General features: G+C 48.4%; 17 protein-coding genes. 3 read left to right on the forward strand and 14 right to left on the reverse strand.

What is annotated here, in order from left to right:
- Positions 1 to 176 precede the first annotated feature (176 nt).
- The gene (locus tag ACGHZ6_RS21360) at positions 177 to 2,000 is read right to left on the reverse strand and encodes an SDR family NAD(P)-dependent oxidoreductase (RefSeq protein ID WP_390616081.1); all 1,824 of its coding nucleotides are present in this window, start codon (positions 1,998 to 2,000) and stop codon (positions 177 to 179) included.
- A 21-nt stretch (positions 2,001 to 2,021) separates the two neighbouring features.
- Positions 2,022 to 2,558, reverse strand: coding sequence for a 2,4'-dihydroxyacetophenone dioxygenase family protein (locus ACGHZ6_RS21365; RefSeq protein ID WP_390616082.1), 537 nt, complete (start codon positions 2,556 to 2,558; stop codon positions 2,022 to 2,024).
- A 114-nt stretch (positions 2,559 to 2,672) separates the two neighbouring features.
- Here ACGHZ6_RS21365 and ACGHZ6_RS21370 point away from each other — a divergent pair, with 114 nt between their 5' ends.
- Both ACGHZ6_RS21370 and ACGHZ6_RS21375 read left to right on the forward strand, forming a co-directional pair.
- On the forward strand, positions 2,673 to 3,695 hold the full coding sequence (locus ACGHZ6_RS21370) for a helix-turn-helix domain-containing protein (RefSeq protein WP_390616083.1): 1,023 nt from the start codon (positions 2,673 to 2,675) through the stop codon (positions 3,693 to 3,695).
- 103 nt (positions 3,696 to 3,798) lie between these two features.
- Entirely contained in the window at positions 3,799 to 4,575 is a 777-nt protein-coding gene (locus tag ACGHZ6_RS21375) for an SDR family oxidoreductase (RefSeq protein ID WP_390616084.1), read from the forward strand.
- A 57-nt stretch (positions 4,576 to 4,632) separates the two neighbouring features.
- On the opposite strand, the gene ACGHZ6_RS21380 is transcribed toward ACGHZ6_RS21375, so the two are convergent.
- The 7 genes from ACGHZ6_RS21380 to ACGHZ6_RS21410 all read right to left on the reverse strand — a co-directional run bounded on the left by ACGHZ6_RS21380 (position 4,633) and on the right by ACGHZ6_RS21410 (position 12,591).
- Positions 4,633 to 5,379 (reverse strand): SDR family NAD(P)-dependent oxidoreductase, encoded by a 747-nt coding sequence (locus ACGHZ6_RS21380; protein WP_390616085.1) that lies wholly within the window; start codon positions 5,377 to 5,379, stop codon positions 4,633 to 4,635.
- 7 nt (positions 5,380 to 5,386) lie between these two features.
- A complete protein-coding gene (locus ACGHZ6_RS21385) occupies positions 5,387 to 6,562 on the reverse strand; it encodes an MFS transporter (RefSeq protein WP_390616086.1) in 1,176 nt (391 codons plus the stop codon).
- Positions 6,563 to 6,687: 125 nt separating this feature from the next.
- Positions 6,688 to 7,749: an AraC family transcriptional regulator gene (locus ACGHZ6_RS21390; protein WP_390616087.1), complete on the reverse strand. Its 1,062-nt coding sequence runs from the start codon at positions 7,747 to 7,749 to the stop codon at positions 6,688 to 6,690.
- Between the two features lie 134 nt (positions 7,750 to 7,883).
- On the reverse strand, positions 7,884 to 8,282 hold the full coding sequence (locus ACGHZ6_RS21395) for a hypothetical protein (RefSeq protein ID WP_390616088.1): 399 nt from the start codon (positions 8,280 to 8,282) through the stop codon (positions 7,884 to 7,886).
- A 97-nt stretch (positions 8,283 to 8,379) separates the two neighbouring features.
- Entirely contained in the window at positions 8,380 to 9,921 is a 1,542-nt protein-coding gene (locus ACGHZ6_RS21400) for a diaminopimelate decarboxylase family protein (protein WP_390616089.1), read from the reverse strand.
- 230 nt (positions 9,922 to 10,151) lie between these two features.
- Complete coding sequence (locus ACGHZ6_RS21405) at positions 10,152 to 12,422, reverse strand: TonB-dependent receptor (RefSeq protein WP_390616090.1); 2,271 nt, start codon at positions 12,420 to 12,422, stop codon at positions 10,152 to 10,154.
- A 43-nt stretch (positions 12,423 to 12,465) separates the two neighbouring features.
- On the reverse strand, positions 12,466 to 12,591 hold the full coding sequence (locus tag ACGHZ6_RS21410; RefSeq protein WP_390616091.1) for a hypothetical protein: 126 nt from the start codon (positions 12,589 to 12,591) through the stop codon (positions 12,466 to 12,468).
- A gap of 97 nt (positions 12,592 to 12,688) precedes the next feature.
- On the opposite strand from ACGHZ6_RS21410, the gene ACGHZ6_RS21415 reads away from it, so the two are divergent.
- The gene (locus tag ACGHZ6_RS21415; RefSeq protein WP_390616092.1) at positions 12,689 to 13,849 is read left to right on the forward strand and encodes an iron-containing alcohol dehydrogenase; all 1,161 of its coding nucleotides are present in this window, start codon (positions 12,689 to 12,691) and stop codon (positions 13,847 to 13,849) included.
- Positions 13,850 to 13,966: 117 nt separating this feature from the next.
- Here the strand turns inward: ACGHZ6_RS21415 and ACGHZ6_RS21420 are convergent, their stop codons facing one another.
- The 5 genes from ACGHZ6_RS21420 to ACGHZ6_RS21440 all read right to left on the reverse strand — a co-directional run bounded on the left by ACGHZ6_RS21420 (position 13,967) and on the right by ACGHZ6_RS21440 (position 17,208).
- Complete coding sequence (locus tag ACGHZ6_RS21420) at positions 13,967 to 14,515, reverse strand: hypothetical protein (protein ID WP_390616093.1); 549 nt, start codon at positions 14,513 to 14,515, stop codon at positions 13,967 to 13,969.
- Positions 14,516 to 14,564: 49 nt separating this feature from the next.
- The gene (locus tag ACGHZ6_RS21425) at positions 14,565 to 15,131 is read right to left on the reverse strand and encodes a transglutaminase domain-containing protein (protein WP_390616095.1); all 567 of its coding nucleotides are present in this window, start codon (positions 15,129 to 15,131) and stop codon (positions 14,565 to 14,567) included.
- Positions 15,132 to 15,164: 33 nt separating this feature from the next.
- Complete coding sequence (locus ACGHZ6_RS21430; protein WP_390616096.1) at positions 15,165 to 16,076, reverse strand: hypothetical protein; 912 nt, start codon at positions 16,074 to 16,076, stop codon at positions 15,165 to 15,167.
- A gap of 312 nt (positions 16,077 to 16,388) precedes the next feature.
- On the reverse strand, positions 16,389 to 16,625 hold the full coding sequence (locus ACGHZ6_RS21435) for a hypothetical protein (RefSeq protein ID WP_390616097.1): 237 nt from the start codon (positions 16,623 to 16,625) through the stop codon (positions 16,389 to 16,391).
- A 49-nt stretch (positions 16,626 to 16,674) separates the two neighbouring features.
- Positions 16,675 to 17,208: a hypothetical protein gene (locus ACGHZ6_RS21440; RefSeq protein WP_390616098.1), complete on the reverse strand. Its 534-nt coding sequence runs from the start codon at positions 17,206 to 17,208 to the stop codon at positions 16,675 to 16,677.
- Positions 17,209 to 17,214: the final 6 nt, after the last annotated feature.

Raw genomic sequence — 17,214 nt, forward strand, 5'->3', positions numbered from 1 at the left:
TCTTTTTTAATGTGGTGAACTCGCGATATCAGATAAATAGCGGTTACATGCCGCTGTGATGGCTATCACTCTGAAGTAATATCAGATTTATCAAACGGGTCGATAAAAATGCTGGCTTATTTATCCCCAGCTAAACGCATGAGGCATAACAAGCCTTGCTTGGTACAACATATGAATTACGCGTTTGTGCGACGAATTTTCTCCAGGTTTTTTACACCGCGTTTGGCCATAAGCTGATAGACACGAGAACTCACATCAGGACTTATACCTAACAAACGCACAAAGAAACCTTTAACTTTCGGTACCGCAACCTGAATAGGCTGCTTGTGCCACACTTCTCCTAACACCACTGCCGCAACTTCTTCAGTCGTTAAGGGTCGCGAGCCGCTAAACACCAAGCGAGAATGATCACCAAAACCAACCTGATGATCTAGCATAGGCGTGGCGATTAAATCCGGACATACGCAGGACACCTTGATAGGTGAGCCCGCCATATTTAAATCCAGGGCCAAGCCATTGGAAAAACTTCGAATCGCAGCCTTGGAGGCCGCATAACCCACAACACCAGGAACAGGGCCAAATCCTGCGTAGGATGCAATATTAATAATATGACCGCGTTGCAACTTTTCGAAATGTGGCAGTAAGGTGTCACAACCGTTGACACTGCCCATAACATTAACATCTATCTGCAAGCCAACTTCGCGGGCGGTATTTTCAAAGCTGTAGCCAGGACGAATAATGCCCGCCACATTGAGTAGATGAGAAAAGCTAACGCCCTGTTCATCATATTTTTTGAACAGCTGCTGCCAGGCATCAAGATCCGTAACGTTTAACACTTCCAGCTGTACACGGTCCAGATCCCAAGCTTCGTCTTTGGCGGCATTATCCAAACCATCCTGGGTCAAATCCGTTGCCAATACGCGATGACCTTTTTGCAATAACTGTCCGGTCAGATAGCGCCCCAAACCGCTGGCACTACCCGTAACCCACACCCAGTCTGCTTCGCTTTGGGCTATGTGATTGTAGTGGTCCGCCAGTTCTTGCATGGCCTGTTCGAATGACACCACCGGCTGATAACCCAATTGCGCCTTTGCTTTATCAATACAAAATTCATTGGCACCACCGACCAGGCGATAGGACTGGGTGGTAACCGCTGGGCGCTCTTCCTGTTTACGCCAGCGACCGATAGTTTCCAATACCGGAGCGGCTAGCTTGGCAACCATATTGGGAATGGATTTAGGTGCAGGCGCACCCGCTACGATACTGAGACGCTCAAGGTAGGTTTTCCAGGTAACACCAAAGCCATCGGCGGCGTTATAGATCTCACACTTTTGTTCTTGTGCTCGAGCGGCCGCCAACATCAACGCCACCAAATTGTTTACATGGCACAGACCCGCATCCCATTCACCGGAACCCATCAGGCAAGGTTTACCCTGCTGCATCATCTCCAGCATCATATTAACCCAAGGGCCACTGCCAACACCGAAAACATTACCCGGGCGGACAATGGTGGCTTTAAGCTGCTGTTGTTTCACCGCCTCTAAGGTGACTCGCTCCTGCTCTTGCTTACAAAAGTCATAAGGAGAAGAGACAGTACCCACAGGCATGTCTTCCGTCAGCTTGCCTTTGGCTAACGCCGAACCATAGGCACATACACTGGTGGTCACAATAAACGCGGCGTCCATTTGCAACGCCAACGCAATAGCCTGCTCGGTACCGGCGACAGTAATGTCCACATGGTGCTGCATAGCGCCCCAATCACTGACCACAGCAGCCAAGTGGAAAATGGTATCCACCTGACCTATGTCGTCGGCCAGATCAACGAGCTTGCGCACATCGCCAATCACGATACTGACCCGATCGCCCCACTCTTCCGGTACCGGCTCATTGGGTACCATCAAGGCAACAACCTCTACCTGTTGCGCTAATAATTCCCGCACCAGATGACGGCCGATAAAACCACCGGCCCCGGTTACAAATGCAGACTTCAGATCAGCCATGGGCACTCTCCCAGTTTTCTATTAGTCTTCGCCAATCACAATGACTTTGTCACAGTTTTGCCCACTGACTTCACACAGGGCGCGATAGGCCTTCAGTACAGTTTGGGCATCCAAAATACTGGTGACATTACCTTCGTCATCGACGTTGACGTTGCTGCCAAAGATGGCAAACCACACCACGGCTTCCTCTGTTGCATCCTCTGCAACGGTCAGGGTGTGATGGGAGTGGGCAGGTTCAAACAAGTAGGAACCGGCTTTATTGACCTTGTCCGGATACTCCTTATAGAACCATTCACCGGATTGGGTCACAGCGAATACCGGGCCTGTGTGGTAGTGGGTATCAATGCAGAAGCCCGGCTTAAAGCGGTTACGCACAACCCACAGGTTTTGGTTTAAGTCCACGTGCAGCAACTGCAGGGTGGAGCCATCGGGCAGCTCGACATGGGGCAGGTCTTCATCGTGAATCAGAATGGCTTCTTTGGTGTGCTCTTTGGAGACCACAGGGCCATCCATCATGGCCATTAACATCTCTAAAGCGGGGGTATTGGTATCAGTCATATCAGGCTCCGGCTGGTTATTATGTTATTCAGTGTAGGCCAGGCTTTAACCCACCTCTTGACTATTTACGACACCAAGTTGATTATTTACGACAGCTTCCTCTAGGCTATAGCCATGTATTTAATTCGCAGCGGGGCCATTGAAGGTTACTGGTCCCTGGTCAGCCGCTATCAACAAAACCCTACTGCCATCCTCGAACAGGTGGGGTTAAGTGCTGCGCAGCTACAGGAGCCGGACGCCCTGGTTTCCTATCAGCGCCTGGCAGATTTGCTGGATATCAGTAGTGAGGTGTGTAACGCGCCCCTCTTTAGCCTGCAACTGACCACCACCCAAAGTCCGATGATTTTTGGTGACCTGTCCATTCTCAGCGTACAGCAAGAATCCTTACGCGAAGTGCTCGAGGTGAGCCAACGTCATATCCATCTGCACGCTATGGGCGTGAGCGTCGATATTCTCAGCGATGAGCAATACACAGAATTTGTGTTGGACTTTGCATTCACCAACGCCTATGGCCTGCAACAACTGATTCAGCTCAGTGTCGGCCATATGTTTATTACGGTGTGTACCGTATTGGGCGGCTACCAACCGGGCCTGCAGATACACGTGCGACAGGCGGCGCCAGATAAAAGCAAGCAGACCGAGATACCGGGGCAGTACCAGCAGAAGATCGTTTTTAACAGCCACTTCGACGGTGTCCGCTTCCCCACGCAATGGCTGCAACGCAAACCCGCCTCGCACGAAGAAGAGTTACGGGAGTACTTTCAGCGCCGCGTGCAATTTCTGGAACGTGCCTACCCGGATAACCTGCAAGCCCAGGCCCGCTATATCATCAGTAACCTGCTGGCCAGTGGCGAATGCACCTTGGAGCGGGTCAGCGCCGGGCTGAACCTGCACCCGCGTACCCTACAACGTAAACTGACCGATGAAGGCACCAGCTTTCGCGAACTGCTCCAAAAGAATCGCCGCGATACCGCCGAGCACTATTTGCGCTATACCAATATCAGTATTACCGATCTGGCCCTGAATCTGGGGTATGCGGAAGTGGCGGTGTTTAGTCGCCACTTTAAACAGTGGACGGGGCAGTCACCCCGGGCCTGGCAACAGGCCGCGAAACAAGGCGTTAATCCAACCGCCTAGGCCTTAAGCTATAACCTCCCAGGTAATGGCAATCCGGCTGGCTCAATGGACAATGACGCCTAAGAGAGAAACTTCCTAATTTGGACAGACAACAACAGGAAAGATGATGAAATCACTATTTAATGTTGAAGGTAAGGTCGCAGTGATTACCGGCGGCTCCCGCGGTATTGGCGCCATGATGGCTCGCGGTTTTGTAGAAAACGGCGTACGCACCTATATCACCGCCCGTAAAGTAGAAGAGCTGAATGCGACCGCCGAAGAGCTGTCTGAATTTGGCGAATGTATTGCCATCCCTTCCGACCTATCCACCCTGGAAGGCATTACCGCCTTCTGTGATGACATCAAATCACGTGAAGACAAGGTACACATCCTGATCAATAACGCCGGTGCCACCTGGGGTGCGCCGATTGATGAATTCCCTGAAGATGGCTGGGACAAGGTGATGGACTTAAACGTTAAGTCGCCTTTCTTCCTGGTCCAAGCACTACTGCCCAGCCTGCGCGCCGCCGGTACCAAAGAAGATCCCGCCCGTGTGATCAATATCGCCTCCATCAATGCCTACACCACACCGGCGATGGATAACTTCTCCTACTCCGCCAGTAAAGCAGCCATTAAACACCTGACCCAGCACCTGGCGGCCAAGCTGGTTAAAGACAATATCAACGTTAACGGTATTGCACCGGGCTTGTTCCCGAGCAAGATGACCGCGTATATGCTGGATGAATATGAAGAGCAGATGGCGGCAGCGATTCCGCGTGGACGTATTGGTAATCCGGAAGATGCAGCGGGTACCGCGATTTATCTTTCCTCGCAGGCGTCTGCCTGGGTGACCGGTAATACCATTGTGCTGGATGGTGGCCAGGTGGCTAACGCGGGCTAAGTGCTCACGCTACCGAGATTCCTGACTCACGGAATTTCGGTAGCAACCATTCCAACGCTAATCAAAAGCCAACATCAAGCGCGTCGGAAGAATAGGCATCAACCAACGCGCGATATTCCAAAGCAGCCCGGTGATAACAACACTGCGTTTTCGTGTCTCAATGGCTTTAACAATCGCCTTCGCCGCCACCGTGACTGACATTCCCTTATCTTCCATTGGCGTTATAACATGACCCGGCATTATGGTGCCCGTCGTGATTGATTTGTGCAGACCGTCGCGCATTAATTCCGCATAGAGTGATTCCATATAACGGTTAATACCGCTTTTCGAAGCCGAGTAACCCGCGTAACCATTACCCGCCATACCTCGTATAGCGGAGAGGGAAGAGGTTACTGCGATATGACCATGGCCCTGTTTTTTAAACAGTGAGATAGCCTTGTCAATACAGGCAATGGCTCCCAGCAGATTGACTTCGATCGTTTTACGCACGTCGGGGAAATTATCAGCATCGCCAACTTCGCTACCCAGATCGATACCGGCATTGGCAAAGACAATATCCAGCCCACCAAGCCGCTGGGCCAGCTCATCAAAAACCGGGCCGACGCGATAATAGTCGGTAATATTCAAAACCTCAGTTTCAACCCTGACACCGGGATAGCGACTGCCAAGCAGGGCCTTCATCTCAACCAGGGCTTGCCCATTCATATCTACCAGTGCCAATTGATAACCTTTGGCTGCTAACTGCAGGCTGACCTCTTTACCGATACCGGAAGCTGCACCGACAATTAATATTCGCTTTGTCATTTAGGAATCACTCCATAAGTAAATTAATTTTTGCTTTGAATTTGCGTTGCGAGTAACACAGCAACATAACCAGCGAAAGACTGCCGATTAACATTATATCGCTCAACACCCAGCCACGAACCAACAACCAACCCGATGCTGCAGGCCCAAGGGCTGTGCCAACAGCCTGAAAGGCGGGCACCAGCGCTACTCGTCGGCCACAGTGATCAATTTCACTTAATGTACCCAACTGAAAGATATCGATAAAATTCCACAGCAGGAAAAATGACAGCATGCCCAGCAAATAGATCTGCGCATTAAGCTCGACACTTAAAAAAGCAAAAGTCAGTGCCATAGCGATAAGCCCCAGCATTAATGGTTTAGATTGCCCCACACGCTCACTGAGCCAATAGGCAATCACACAGCCTGACAGTGCCAAGAAATTCCCTATGGTTAAAAAGCGGGAAACTGTCTCCCCACCGAGTCCAGCCCCCACGCCCAAGCGTTCAACATAGGTCCAGAAAGAACCCACCGCCAAATAAAAGAAAAAGATAGACACCAGACAAAACCAGGGGGCTAACCCACGGGAGCTAGAACCCGAATCAGCCAAAACCGGTTCTGGCTCCGATTGATAATAGCGAGATACCAGCAGGCTCAATGGCATGACCATTAAAAAGGCTAACGTGAGTGAGACGAACACCCCCTGAGCGGAGTATTCAGCTGCAATCTTCGGCAGACAATAAAGCTCCAAGCCACCGAAAACACCTTGTGAAAACATCAGCAGGCTGAAGTTTTTTCCGGTGTGATGTGTTCCAGCCAATAGGGCAATGCCCAACGCGTAAACAATTCCGCCTCCCAAGCCCGTTAAAAAAGCCAACCCCAAGAGCACATAAAAATCTTGGGCAAAAACAACGCTTCCATTAGCCGCGCCCCCTATCAATAACCCCAACAGCAACAGAGCTTGACGGTTTACCCGTGTAACCAGTACAGATACAAGTACGGATGCCAGGATGCCACCTGCAACACCAATTGCGGCGTGATAACCCAATTGGGATTGTGTGAGGCCATAGCCGTCAGCCAAGGCGCCAGCAATGACCGGCATACCTAAAAAATGCGACAAACCCACAACGCCCATAACAATAGCCGCCACAATTTCTCTGGGATTATCTTTTTCGATGCACTGAAGGGTGTCGGAATGATTCATGCTGTAACTTTCTCGGCAGGGATACACCGAGGTTACAGGTGGTTAGATAGACCGACTATAACGATTCTGGCCCAAGCATTGATATTTTTGGCCAGTGAGGAACTGTTAAGATTTGAATTTACAGCTCACGGATTACAGCCAGCTTCACGAAATTCACCCGGGGTTTGCTGGCTCCACTTTTTAAAGGCACGCTGAAAACTGGTGACATCGGAATAGGCTAACAGATAGGCGATTTCCTGGATGGATAATTCGGTTTGCAGTAAACATTCCGAAGCCATCCCCATACGTATTTCGTTGCTGATTTCCTTGAAAGTAGTTCCCTCTTCACCCAAGCGCCGCCGCAGGGTGCGATAACTCATATTCAGTTGCTTGGCGACTAGCTCCGGATTTTGAAGTCGGCTAGGCTGCTGTACAAGCAAGCGGCGCACCTGCTCTACCAAGCCGCTCTGCTGCTTTAAGTGTTTGAGAACCGCCTGACATTGTTGCTCGTAAAAATCCGCCTGAACAGATCCTGCTGCACTAAAATTCATGCGCATATTCAAATATTCTGCCGGAAAATAAATTTTATTTTCAGGCTGCTCATAGAAAATAGGGCAGTGTAATGCCTCTTCATACAGCTCGGCATAATCTGGTCGGGCGTAAGTCACATCAACGCGAGAAAAGTGTACCTGCTTGCCTTCCATATTTATGTTTGTCGCATTACTGACCCACTCACCCAGCGCCACCTCGGTACAATAACGATAGAGTTTACCCGGTGGCTGGTGACAACGAATATTGATGCTCATCATTTCCTCGTCTACGTCAAAGGTTTCCTCATACAATGAATCTGCGCCCGTGATCGACTGATAGCGAAAAAACATCTGCAGCCCCTGCAACAGGGTCTCACAGGACAGGGTGGCATAACCCAAAACACCGAAATCGAGCAGTGAATTTTTGCGCCCAACTTTTAACCCAAGTGCCGGGATATCAATATTGTTTAAGCAGCGCTCCAGTAGGGCATCATAGCTTTTTTTTGATATAGCGTCGTTGGGGTCAACCAGTTGCGGCAGACTTATACTGGCCTCTTCCAAATAAGGGCCCGCATCCTTACCATGCTCCAGCATAACTTCCATAAGGCGGGAAAGATAAACCAATGGAATACTATCGGGCTGACTGATAACCCCTGCACTAGTTCTGAAGTTTTGCATTCTCGATACCCGCACGACTGTCATTCCTGGCCAAGAATGACAGTAGCACAGTTAGGCAGACGGGAAAACCTGAACGCCTCCCTGGTAAAGGCTATCTATTGTGACGGCTGCAGCTACATGATCTTACAGATTTGTTATATAAACTGGTTAATAATCGTAAGTGCTACTACTGCCAGGGAGATGGTCCCCATAAAGTCCCCCATACTGGCCCGAGGCGCTTTGTACATATCATTGGCGTACTCATAGGCAATATCGATAACCCCGAGAAATAACATCATGCCACCGGCAACCAGCGATAGTCGCTCACCCAACGGGTTACCTATCCACAATAAAGCCGCGGAAGCAAACAACAGCACCACGATAATCGCATCAGGCCAAACAAATGACTTTTCATGCAGCAGGTAGCCCTCCGGCATATGCGAAAAATCTTTATCCTTTAGGGTTGAGAAAAAGTTGATCCAGAAGTAGGCGATAAAACTACCGTAGAATAGCTCCAGTCCAATCACAACATTTAAGGGTATAAAATCAAACATACTTATTCCAAATAACTAGCGGATCGTAAACCTCTCGCCTATAACCTCGGGCTAAGCCGAGGTTTGCTATCGGTGTTATCAATACAGCCTCAACGAGTTAGCATTCTGTTTCACTCTCAAATCGCGCTGGAACCAAATCACGCTTGAAGACATCTTCGTAGGTTTCCCGACGTTTGATCACTTCGGCATGCTTTCCGTTAACCAGCACAGTGGCCGGACGAGGCATGGCATTAAAATTACTGGCAGAAGAGTCCTGATAGGCACCGGTGTCTAAAAAGGCCACCACATCACCACTTTCCACACTGGCAGGTAATTTGGCATTGCTGATAATGCGATCTGTATTACAACTGCATCCCACCAGATCAGCTGTCATCACCTGGTCCGGACTTAAATTATCGATGGGCTTGTCAGCCAGCATATAGCGGAAACGGGAATGCTCCGCGACACTGTCATTCAGGAAAGAATCCGTCGTATCGGTATTCACCCAGTTAAGCTTGAGTGGTTTGGTTTGGCGTTTAATAAAAGTAACCTTGCTTAGATGTAAGCCTGCCCCGCCATAAAGCCCACGGCCCGGCTCAATTTCCAATTTTTTACCCTGCGGGTTTAAACCATTCTTGATCAGTTCAGTTCGCAGGGTGTCGGTAACGACCTGGGCGTATTCATCAATGGTTGGCGCCAGGTCGGCAAGTGGATCTGTACCAACGGGGTCAGTTGATCGGTCTAGGTTCATCATGCTTTCAACCACTTTGTTGCGAGCATCAAACAGGCCACCAATCTTTACTCCGGCTTGCAATACGCGCGTGGTAAACCAGGCCGAGCGATCCACTTCACGGGCCGTTGGATCGCGAGGCGGTGGAAAGCCCCCACCCAAATCAATCTCCTGCGGCTCCCAACCTTCCCACTCACGCTTGAGCTGACCTAACGCACAGGCCAAGCCTTCCATTGTGCCTTTCCAGAACTCCAGATTACGTGAATGGCGCCCCTGGTGGATATGGATACCGACAAAATCTACATGCTCAGATGCCAACACTTTTTTACCCAAAGGAATCACATCTTCCATCGGCATGCCGCTTTTATACACTTGCGTCGCCACTTCGGTGGGAACGGTTTCTACCAGAAAATCTGTGGGTGCTGTCAGGGCCGGGTATTCTGGGCGCAGGCGGATACGAACGACTGCCTTTTTGCCCAAGGACTTGGCAACTTCTTCAATCAGTGGAAATTCGCTGGCATCGTCCATGGTGATCTTCACCCCATGTTCAATTGCGGTTTTCAATATATTATTACTAAAACCCACTTTGCTATTACCGTTGAGAGAGGTTTTAGCAGGATCAACCCCGGCCTTCAGTGCTGCCCACAACTCCCCCTCACTAAACAGATCACAGCCGCATCCCTCTTCGGTAAGAATGTAACGCAAAGCCAAGGTATAGTTTGCCTTAATTGCGGGTAAAATATTTACCTCGCCTTCAGGCCAGCGATCACCAAATGCGCGCTGAAAGCCACGCGCATTTTCTCGCAGCTGGCTTTCAGAAATCACGTACAGCGGGGTTCCAAACTTTTCAGCAAGTTCGCTGGCTACGCAGTCCTCTATCTTTAATTGGCCATTATTAATCGACAAACTGTGATCTATCTGTTTATTCATTTCGACTCCTAACACATCTCGTGATAACGAATATCGGATTTATCTGCAGGGAAGCGGCTATCCCGCAATGTTAAGACCTAGGTTACGGCCAGAACGGCTATTCAGCTATAACGCTTCTGGCCCGATCATTGATCTTTTTGGCCAACGTACGACGTAAGCTAGCCCCCAGTAAAAACTATAAAAAAGCCGGGCAAGCCCGGCATAAAACTCACAGGGAGAGATTGGAGGTATTAGAAGTAGAGATTAAACTCAGCCCTCACCAGGCGTGGCATGCCGCGGTTCATTTGCTGGCCGGCACCCAGCCCAATATCCTGGCGGTAGACGGCGTATTCTTCGTCGGTAAGATTATCCACCCCCAGAGCCAGATCCCACGCTTCACCGTCCGGAATAAAGGTCACCTTGGCGCTGGTCAAACCATAGTCTCCTTCAGCTTGTGTATTGGGAACATCAAAGTAAAAATCATCCTGCCAGTTATACATGGCAAACCAATTCAGAGTACCTGCGCCAATAGCCATCTCGTAGTTTGCACTGACAGAAAATGTGTTTTCCGGAGCATAGGTCAACACCTTGCCTTTCAGATCGACGGGATTACCCGATACATCTGTGGTTTCGCCCTCCTGGAAATCTGCATCCAGATAGGTGTAATTGGCCATCAAGGTAAGTCCCTGCACCGGCATATAGGTTAATTCCAGCTCCAGGCCTTGCGTTTCTGCCGCTGCGGCATTGGAAATAACGACGCTACCGAGACTCTCTTTTTGAATCTGCAGATCTTCATAATCGTTAAAGTAAGCAGAAGCATTGAACTGCATACGTCCATCCAACAGGGTAGACTTTAAGCCAAGCTCATAGGCGGTATTGGTTTCCGGCTCGAAACTGGCAACCGACGTCGCCAAGGTATTAGCGCCTGTCGGGTCGATGGCTGTGGCATTAAAGCCGCCGCCCTTGTAACCCTTGGAGACACTGGCAAACAACATAACGTCTTCACTCAATGCGTAATCAACGATAAGACGCGGCGTGACCTCACTCCATGTCTCGCTGCTGCAAACCTCACCGTTAGTCGGGGCCGGGATAAAACCAGCGTCTGTCTCAAGACTATTGGTACACCAGTCTTTCTTATCCTGAGACCAACGCAGACCCGCGGTCACTGACCACTCCTCATTGATCATCCACTTCGCATCACCGTAAACACCAAGTGACCGAGTCTCTCCATCATAAGCACTATGATCACGGGCCATCACATCCGTACCAAAACCCGCCAGGTACGTGCCTGTGGTGTCCCGCAAGTAGACGGTGGTTTCAGAGCTGACATCTTCACTGAAATAGCTGGCACCAACAAACCAATCGAGACTGTCCGTGCTGCCATTTAAACGAAATTCCTGGGAGATACTTCTTTGCTTTGTCGGTGTCAAATCCAACTCAATGGTTACGCCACCGGTGCCAAGTGTATAAGGGAACATTGGATCAAATGCAGGGCCTCCAGCTGCTGCCGCTGCCATAGCTTGGCCTGCCGCCAGAATGTAATCGACAGTGGCATCGGCAGTACCGCCGTCCAAATCCTGGTTATAGGTATTTGTAAAACTGCGGGTATCGGTAATAGAAGTTAACGTCAGATCATCATTCAGATCCCAGGTTAGGCGTAAGTTAACACCGTCAGTTCGATTGGTTTCACGCTCTTTGGTATTCAGCGCAACCTTATCCGGAAATTCTTCGCCAGGCTCCTCTGATGATAACGAAGGATTGTAGGCACCGTGCATATTGGTGTCGGCCTCGCTGTAGCTCAGCGTCAACAGCGCCTCCAGATCATCAGCGGGGGTCCACAGTGCCATAAGGCGAACACTGTCGTTATCACTGAAACCTTCTTCATCAACGGTGACATTGTCCCAGACACCCTCAAGCCGTGACCCATGGTAGGCCGCGCGCAGGGCAAGCTGTTCACTGACTTCCAAATTGGCCACAACATCGTATTCACGCTGGCCTTCATTACCCAGGCTCACACCGAGCTTATAGTTAGTGTCAAACTCAGGCTTATTGGAAACTATACTGATCGCCCCGACTGAGGCATTGCGGCCAAACAGTGTCCCTTGCGGGCCCTTGACCACCTCGATGCGGTCGATATCAAAGAAGGCTCCGGTGGCCAAACCGTTGCGACCTATATAAGCATCGTCAAAAAATACGCCGACACTGGGCTCGGAACCCACGCTCCAGTCATTGGTACTGATGCCGCGAATGGCCCAGGTATTGGTCGCAATGCCGTAGGTCGAACCCGTCAGGCCGGGAATCATAGGGATAATGTCGGTCAGGGTATCCACCCCGGTATTGGTCACCATGTCCTCATTAAACGCCGAAATAGCGACAGGTACTTCCTGGGCGCTCTCCGCACGCTTTTGGGCGGTAACGACAATCTCTTCAATGCCGAAACTTTCAGCATTCGCAACAGGTGATAGAAGAACGGCAGCAGACACTGCAGCCACTTCACGGGCAAGCTGTTTCTTTGAAAACATCACTCTCTCCTCTATAGGGATCTATTGTTATAACGGGGCGCTCTCAAAGTACCGGTACGACATCAGTACCCATATCGCCCTCTCCTATAGCATCACGAATTTTAGAGCGTTCGACATTAACCACTCTGGCCAGAGGATTAACATTATTGGCCACAGTAGATGCACACATGACCTCCATTAAAATTGGGAGTAAGGGATTGAAATCAGATTAAAAGAATTGGCCTGTCAGACAGATCTGCTAGACTGGCCAAAAACGAGGCCACACTATGACAAGTACCATCGTATTACCCAAAGTAATGGAAGTCGGTGCCGGAGCCATTAATAAACTCGCAGATACCCTTCACAATCTGGGCTATACAACGCCCTGCATTATCACCGACCCCATGATGCAACAACTGGGTTATGTTGATCGCATCAGTGGCCTTTTATCATCAGCAGGCATAGAAGCTGGTGTTTTCGCAGACTGTATTCCGGAGCCCACCGATAGCTCAATTCGAGCGGCAGTAGAACTCGTTGTCGACGGTAATTTTGACAGCCTGATTGCACTGGGTGGAGGCAGCGCAATTGATAGCGCCAAGGCCATTGGGATTTTAGCGAAACACGGCGGCGATATGCGAGAATACAAGGTGCCCAATCAGGTAACCGCAGCCGGCATTCCCGTCATTGCCATTCCTACAACTGCCGGCACCGGCTCAGAAGCTACCCGGGCAACGATTATTACCGATGCCGCCAGCGATGAAAAAATGTTGTGCATGGGTATCGGCTTAATGCCTATTGCCGCCATCATTGATTACGAACTCACCTTAAGTCTGCCTCCACGAGTGACAGCCGATACCGGCATAGATGCGTTGACCCATGCCATCGAAGCCTATGTCAGCCGAAAAGCCAATCCGTTTAGTGATCAGCAAGCGATAGCCGCGATTAAATTATTAGCCCCTAATCTGCGTACCGCATTTAACGAACCGGAGAATCGACCCGCACGAGAAGCCATGATGCTAGGCGCCACATTGGCCGGCATTGCCTTTTCCAATGCCTCCGTTGCCTTGGTACACGGCATGAGTCGACCAATCGGCGCCCACTTCCATGTACCGCATGGATTAAGCAATGCCATGCTGTTACCCGCCGTGACCGAGTACTCTATTCCCGGTGCTCCGGAACGTTATGCTGATTGTGCGCGTTTGATGGGAGTAGCCGATGTTCAAGATGATACTGAAACGGCCAACCGCAAGTTGTTAATCGAATTGCAGGCTTTGAATAAGGAGTTGCAGGTGCCAACCCTCAGCGAGTTCGGTGCAGACAAAGACAAATTCTTTACCAATCTCCAACTGATGGCAGAGCAGGCACTTGCGTCAGGCTCACCCGGTAATAACCCTCGGGTGCCCAGCGCTGAAGATGTGATTGAGCTTTATACACAGGTGTGGGGCTAACGCCCCATAAACTCTAGCCGTAAATCCTGATCTACTGCTAGGTATGGCATTCCAGTTTTGAGTGTAGTATGAATCGTCGAAGCAACTGTGATGCTTTAGCTTTGCTTGCTCATTCCCTTAAATCTCAAGAATCCCATAAGACAAGCGATAACAGCCATTATCTCCAGCATCAAACTCTATTTCATTAGATTTAGAAATATTCAACGCATATGTAAGAGGGTTAATCTCCTCTCTAAAGTCACCTTTATAAACAGACACTGAAGAGTTTTGGTGAAAAGCAGCCAACCCGATTGGGTCATGGGGATCCAATAGAATAGGAGCATCTTCCTCATACACCATGAAGCAAAATGTAGCCTTATTAGAATCACAAGTTAAAGGGATACTGAGGTTCATGCTGAAAACTTCACCTTCTTCGCTGAACTCATTACCAAGGTGAATAATCCCATCAATAACAATAGAGTCATTATCCTCAAATAGCCAAAATCCTAGAATAACTACCTCATCCTTTGAAGCCTCATTCTTTCTAACACAAGAAAGGCTTTTTAATTGCAGACTAACATCTTTACTCTCATGAACGGCCCTAGATGCCGAAGAGATAACAGGAGTAGAAATAAATTTTCTAGGATTTACCAACCACTTCTCTATTCGATTTTTCAACTCACTCATTGATCACCCTTTAATCACACTAAAAATTCTGAATGGCACTCAATCCAGCCTAAAGATTGCTTAGCCCCTGCTTGAAGATATAGGTTTTGAAATCCAGATCAACACTGTATTCGGGAATATATTCTAGATAATGCTCTTCAAAGGCCAAGATCATTTCCTCTTGGCCATGACCTGTTGCCTCAAAAATGTATTTACGTCCTTCATGTTCATAGACTAGCCAGGCATGACCTTCCAAATGGTTTTCGTGATCAGATTCTAAATAGCCAACAACAAATTCTGCTTTTACTCCCAAAAGAGCCATCTTTCTCCAAGCCCAGAGAGCCTGATCTTCGCAATCGCCCTTTCGGGTATGCTCAAGGGTTACGGGGTGCTGCCAAAAGTCTTCCTGATTAAATAAGTCACGATCTAAAATATACTCACAACCACTTAACCAATGGCATATCTCTTCCAGAGAATTCACCGTGACGCTACTTTCACCTTCGAAGTACCAGTCCCAACTATTGTCATTGCCGTTACCAAAACAGTTACGGCTTATATAGAGCTCCCTTCTATCCCAAGCGTGCTCCAGAATTAGAGCATCATCTGGATACTTTTCCTGTAAATAGGGGCGAGCCATTTCCTTTAAGACATTTATGACCATAACAAGAAGCTATTTAGCTCTGAAATTTTCGAATATTGTTTTCAACCATCTCAGATCCTCAGGCCCTAACTTTGCCTTCTGATGCTGAGAATCATCCTCATAAACGTCTTTATAAGCATGAAAAATTGCGGTCTCAGTTAATTCTCGCCATCTTTCATTAGGCAGCTCAGATATACTGCCATTCGCCAGATTAGGATCAGTTAATGGGTCATGCTCTCTTTCATTAGTACGTAGAGCAAGCTCTAGCTCTTGAAGAATAGGGTTCACAACACGCAAGGTATCAGAGCTCTCAAACTGCTTTGTAATATTGACTTCTGCTTGACGTACTTCTTTTTCTAGCTGAATTTTACTTATCTTTTCTCCAGCAGGCCTTAAACCATACTTGGTTAAGATTTCAGCAACACCAGGAAGTATTGCTTTAGCCGCTATACCTGCACCGACAACTGGATTAACAATAGCCGCAGCAGCTCCGACCAAAAGCATGCCATAGGTCAGTTTAGCATCTAAAGCATCGATATCATTAGCGAGAGACTCTAAAGTACTTGGGGTATTCTGATACTTATCCTCAACAACTTCTTTCGCGCTCTCCAACATATAATGCTTAAGAGCAATTTCCGCATGCTCATTAGCAAAGTGGAACACTCTTCTTTTTGGTAGATTATTTATCTCTGGGACATCATCAGGAAGGCACCTCATTGTATGCAGGGCAAACTTATATTCTGAGAGTTCGTAGGGGATTATAAAATAGTGCTTTTCATCATATTCTGTATCTTGGTATTTATCAGACTTTTCTAAAGAAACAAACACAGGCAAGCCATTTACTATCTCTTTAACAGATGAGATGTTGGCAGTAATTTCTTCAACAGCCCTATCGAACAGAGGACTTACTGCATCAATTCCTTTTTTCAAATAGTGTTTCATAACCGCTAGATATCAATCCCTATATCGCCATCACCTCCCTTTATAGCTCTACCTATCCCTCTGACACATAGGGCTATACATCGATATGGGAGATCAAAAATAAGCTCTAGCACATCGTACCAAGCACTATCGCCGTCTCGCTTTCGCGGCCAAAGTATATGGACTATGATAAATCCAAGAATGGCCGCGATAAGCAAGCCCCACGAAAATCCATTCGCTATCAAATCAAATACCAGGTATCCGCTAATACATGAAATAAAAATCGCGATTACAGCCCTTACATCATCCATTACCAGTTCCTCATCAATTTAATTAGCAGACAGTTTCCTCAATTTTCTTGAGAGTGGACTTCATTTCTTCGGTAAGCTCACTGGTTTTGATGCGTTTGATGATATTACGAAGTACTCGGGTTTCGTTGGCATCCACTACGCCATCACGTAACGCGATATCGAAGATTGCCTGCAACTCTGAAGCTTGTAATGTCCCATCATCAGCAAAGCAATTGATTGAGCGGAAGGTCATTTCCAAATAATCTCTATTTTCACTCATATTCCCTATTCCTTGTGTAGTTTTTTAGTGATTATGTTTTCCTAACAGATTAATTATTAAAATTCATCTGTAAAAACAGCCTGATTTGATGTTTCTCTGGGTGCTGATCTAACCACTGCTTAAAGTCATCCACCTTACTGAAATCAGATTCTCCTAATAGCTCCTGAAAACGCTCTTTCTGCGTATTTTCCTGCTTTTTCAGACGAATATTACGCTGCCAGGCATCGGTAAATATCTTGGGTAAGCGATCATGTAAATCCAGCTGCTTTAGGAGCTGCCATTCGCCTTTATCCAGCCAGGCCTCGTCGCAGCCAGTACACATATCAATGCGGTTGGCAGTATCGACGCCCACCTGAAAACGGCTCATAAACCTGGAACACTTGGGACAGGTTTTAGCCTGCTCACTATCCTCGATAACAATATCTTCAAAAATATTATCAACAACCGGATTCTGATCCTGCCAATAGCGATAGTTCATCAGCGGCAGCATTACGCCTTCACACTTATTACATCCCGCCCCCAATAAACCTGCTTCGAGCTCCTTTGGCTCCAGTCGATATCCCTTACACTGTGGACAATCCATTGGTAT

It is taken from the genome of Maricurvus nonylphenolicus, assembly GCF_042854845.1.
Classification (GTDB): Bacteria; Pseudomonadota; Gammaproteobacteria; order Pseudomonadales; family Cellvibrionaceae; genus Maricurvus; species Maricurvus nonylphenolicus.

Coding starts and splice junctions, on each gene's coding strand:
- ACGHZ6_RS21425 (WP_390616095.1), bottom strand. CDS start 15,131: ATGGCTCGCCCCTATTTACAGGAAAAGTATCCAGATGATGCTCTAATT.
- ACGHZ6_RS21380 (WP_390616085.1), bottom strand. CDS start 5,379: ATGACAAAGCGAATATTAATTGTCGGTGCAGCTTCCGGTATCGGTAAA.
- ACGHZ6_RS21365 (WP_390616082.1), bottom strand. CDS start 2,558: ATGACTGATACCAATACCCCCGCTTTAGAGATGTTAATGGCCATGATG.
- ACGHZ6_RS21360 (WP_390616081.1), bottom strand. CDS start 2,000: ATGGCTGATCTGAAGTCTGCATTTGTAACCGGGGCCGGTGGTTTTATC.
- ACGHZ6_RS21400 (WP_390616089.1), bottom strand. CDS start 9,921: ATGAATAAACAGATAGATCACAGTTTGTCGATTAATAATGGCCAATTA.
- ACGHZ6_RS21420 (WP_390616093.1), bottom strand. CDS start 14,515: ATGAGTGAGTTGAAAAATCGAATAGAGAAGTGGTTGGTAAATCCTAGA.
- ACGHZ6_RS21370 (WP_390616083.1), top strand. CDS start 2,673: ATGTATTTAATTCGCAGCGGGGCCATTGAAGGTTACTGGTCCCTGGTC.
- ACGHZ6_RS21440 (WP_390616098.1), bottom strand. CDS start 17,208: ATGGATTGTCCACAGTGTAAGGGATATCGACTGGAGCCAAAGGAGCTC.
- ACGHZ6_RS21430 (WP_390616096.1), bottom strand. CDS start 16,076: ATGAAACACTATTTGAAAAAAGGAATTGATGCAGTAAGTCCTCTGTTC.
- ACGHZ6_RS21415 (WP_390616092.1), top strand. CDS start 12,689: ATGACAAGTACCATCGTATTACCCAAAGTAATGGAAGTCGGTGCCGGA.
- ACGHZ6_RS21390 (WP_390616087.1), bottom strand. CDS start 7,749: ATGCAAAACTTCAGAACTAGTGCAGGGGTTATCAGTCAGCCCGATAGT.
- ACGHZ6_RS21395 (WP_390616088.1), bottom strand. CDS start 8,282: ATGTTTGATTTTATACCCTTAAATGTTGTGATTGGACTGGAGCTATTC.
- ACGHZ6_RS21385 (WP_390616086.1), bottom strand. CDS start 6,562: ATGAATCATTCCGACACCCTTCAGTGCATCGAAAAAGATAATCCCAGA.
- ACGHZ6_RS21405 (WP_390616090.1), bottom strand. CDS start 12,422: ATGTTTTCAAAGAAACAGCTTGCCCGTGAAGTGGCTGCAGTGTCTGCT.
- ACGHZ6_RS21410 (WP_390616091.1), bottom strand. CDS start 12,591: ATGTGTGCATCTACTGTGGCCAATAATGTTAATCCTCTGGCCAGAGTG.
- ACGHZ6_RS21375 (WP_390616084.1), top strand. CDS start 3,799: ATGATGAAATCACTATTTAATGTTGAAGGTAAGGTCGCAGTGATTACC.
- ACGHZ6_RS21435 (WP_390616097.1), bottom strand. CDS start 16,625: ATGAGTGAAAATAGAGATTATTTGGAAATGACCTTCCGCTCAATCAAT.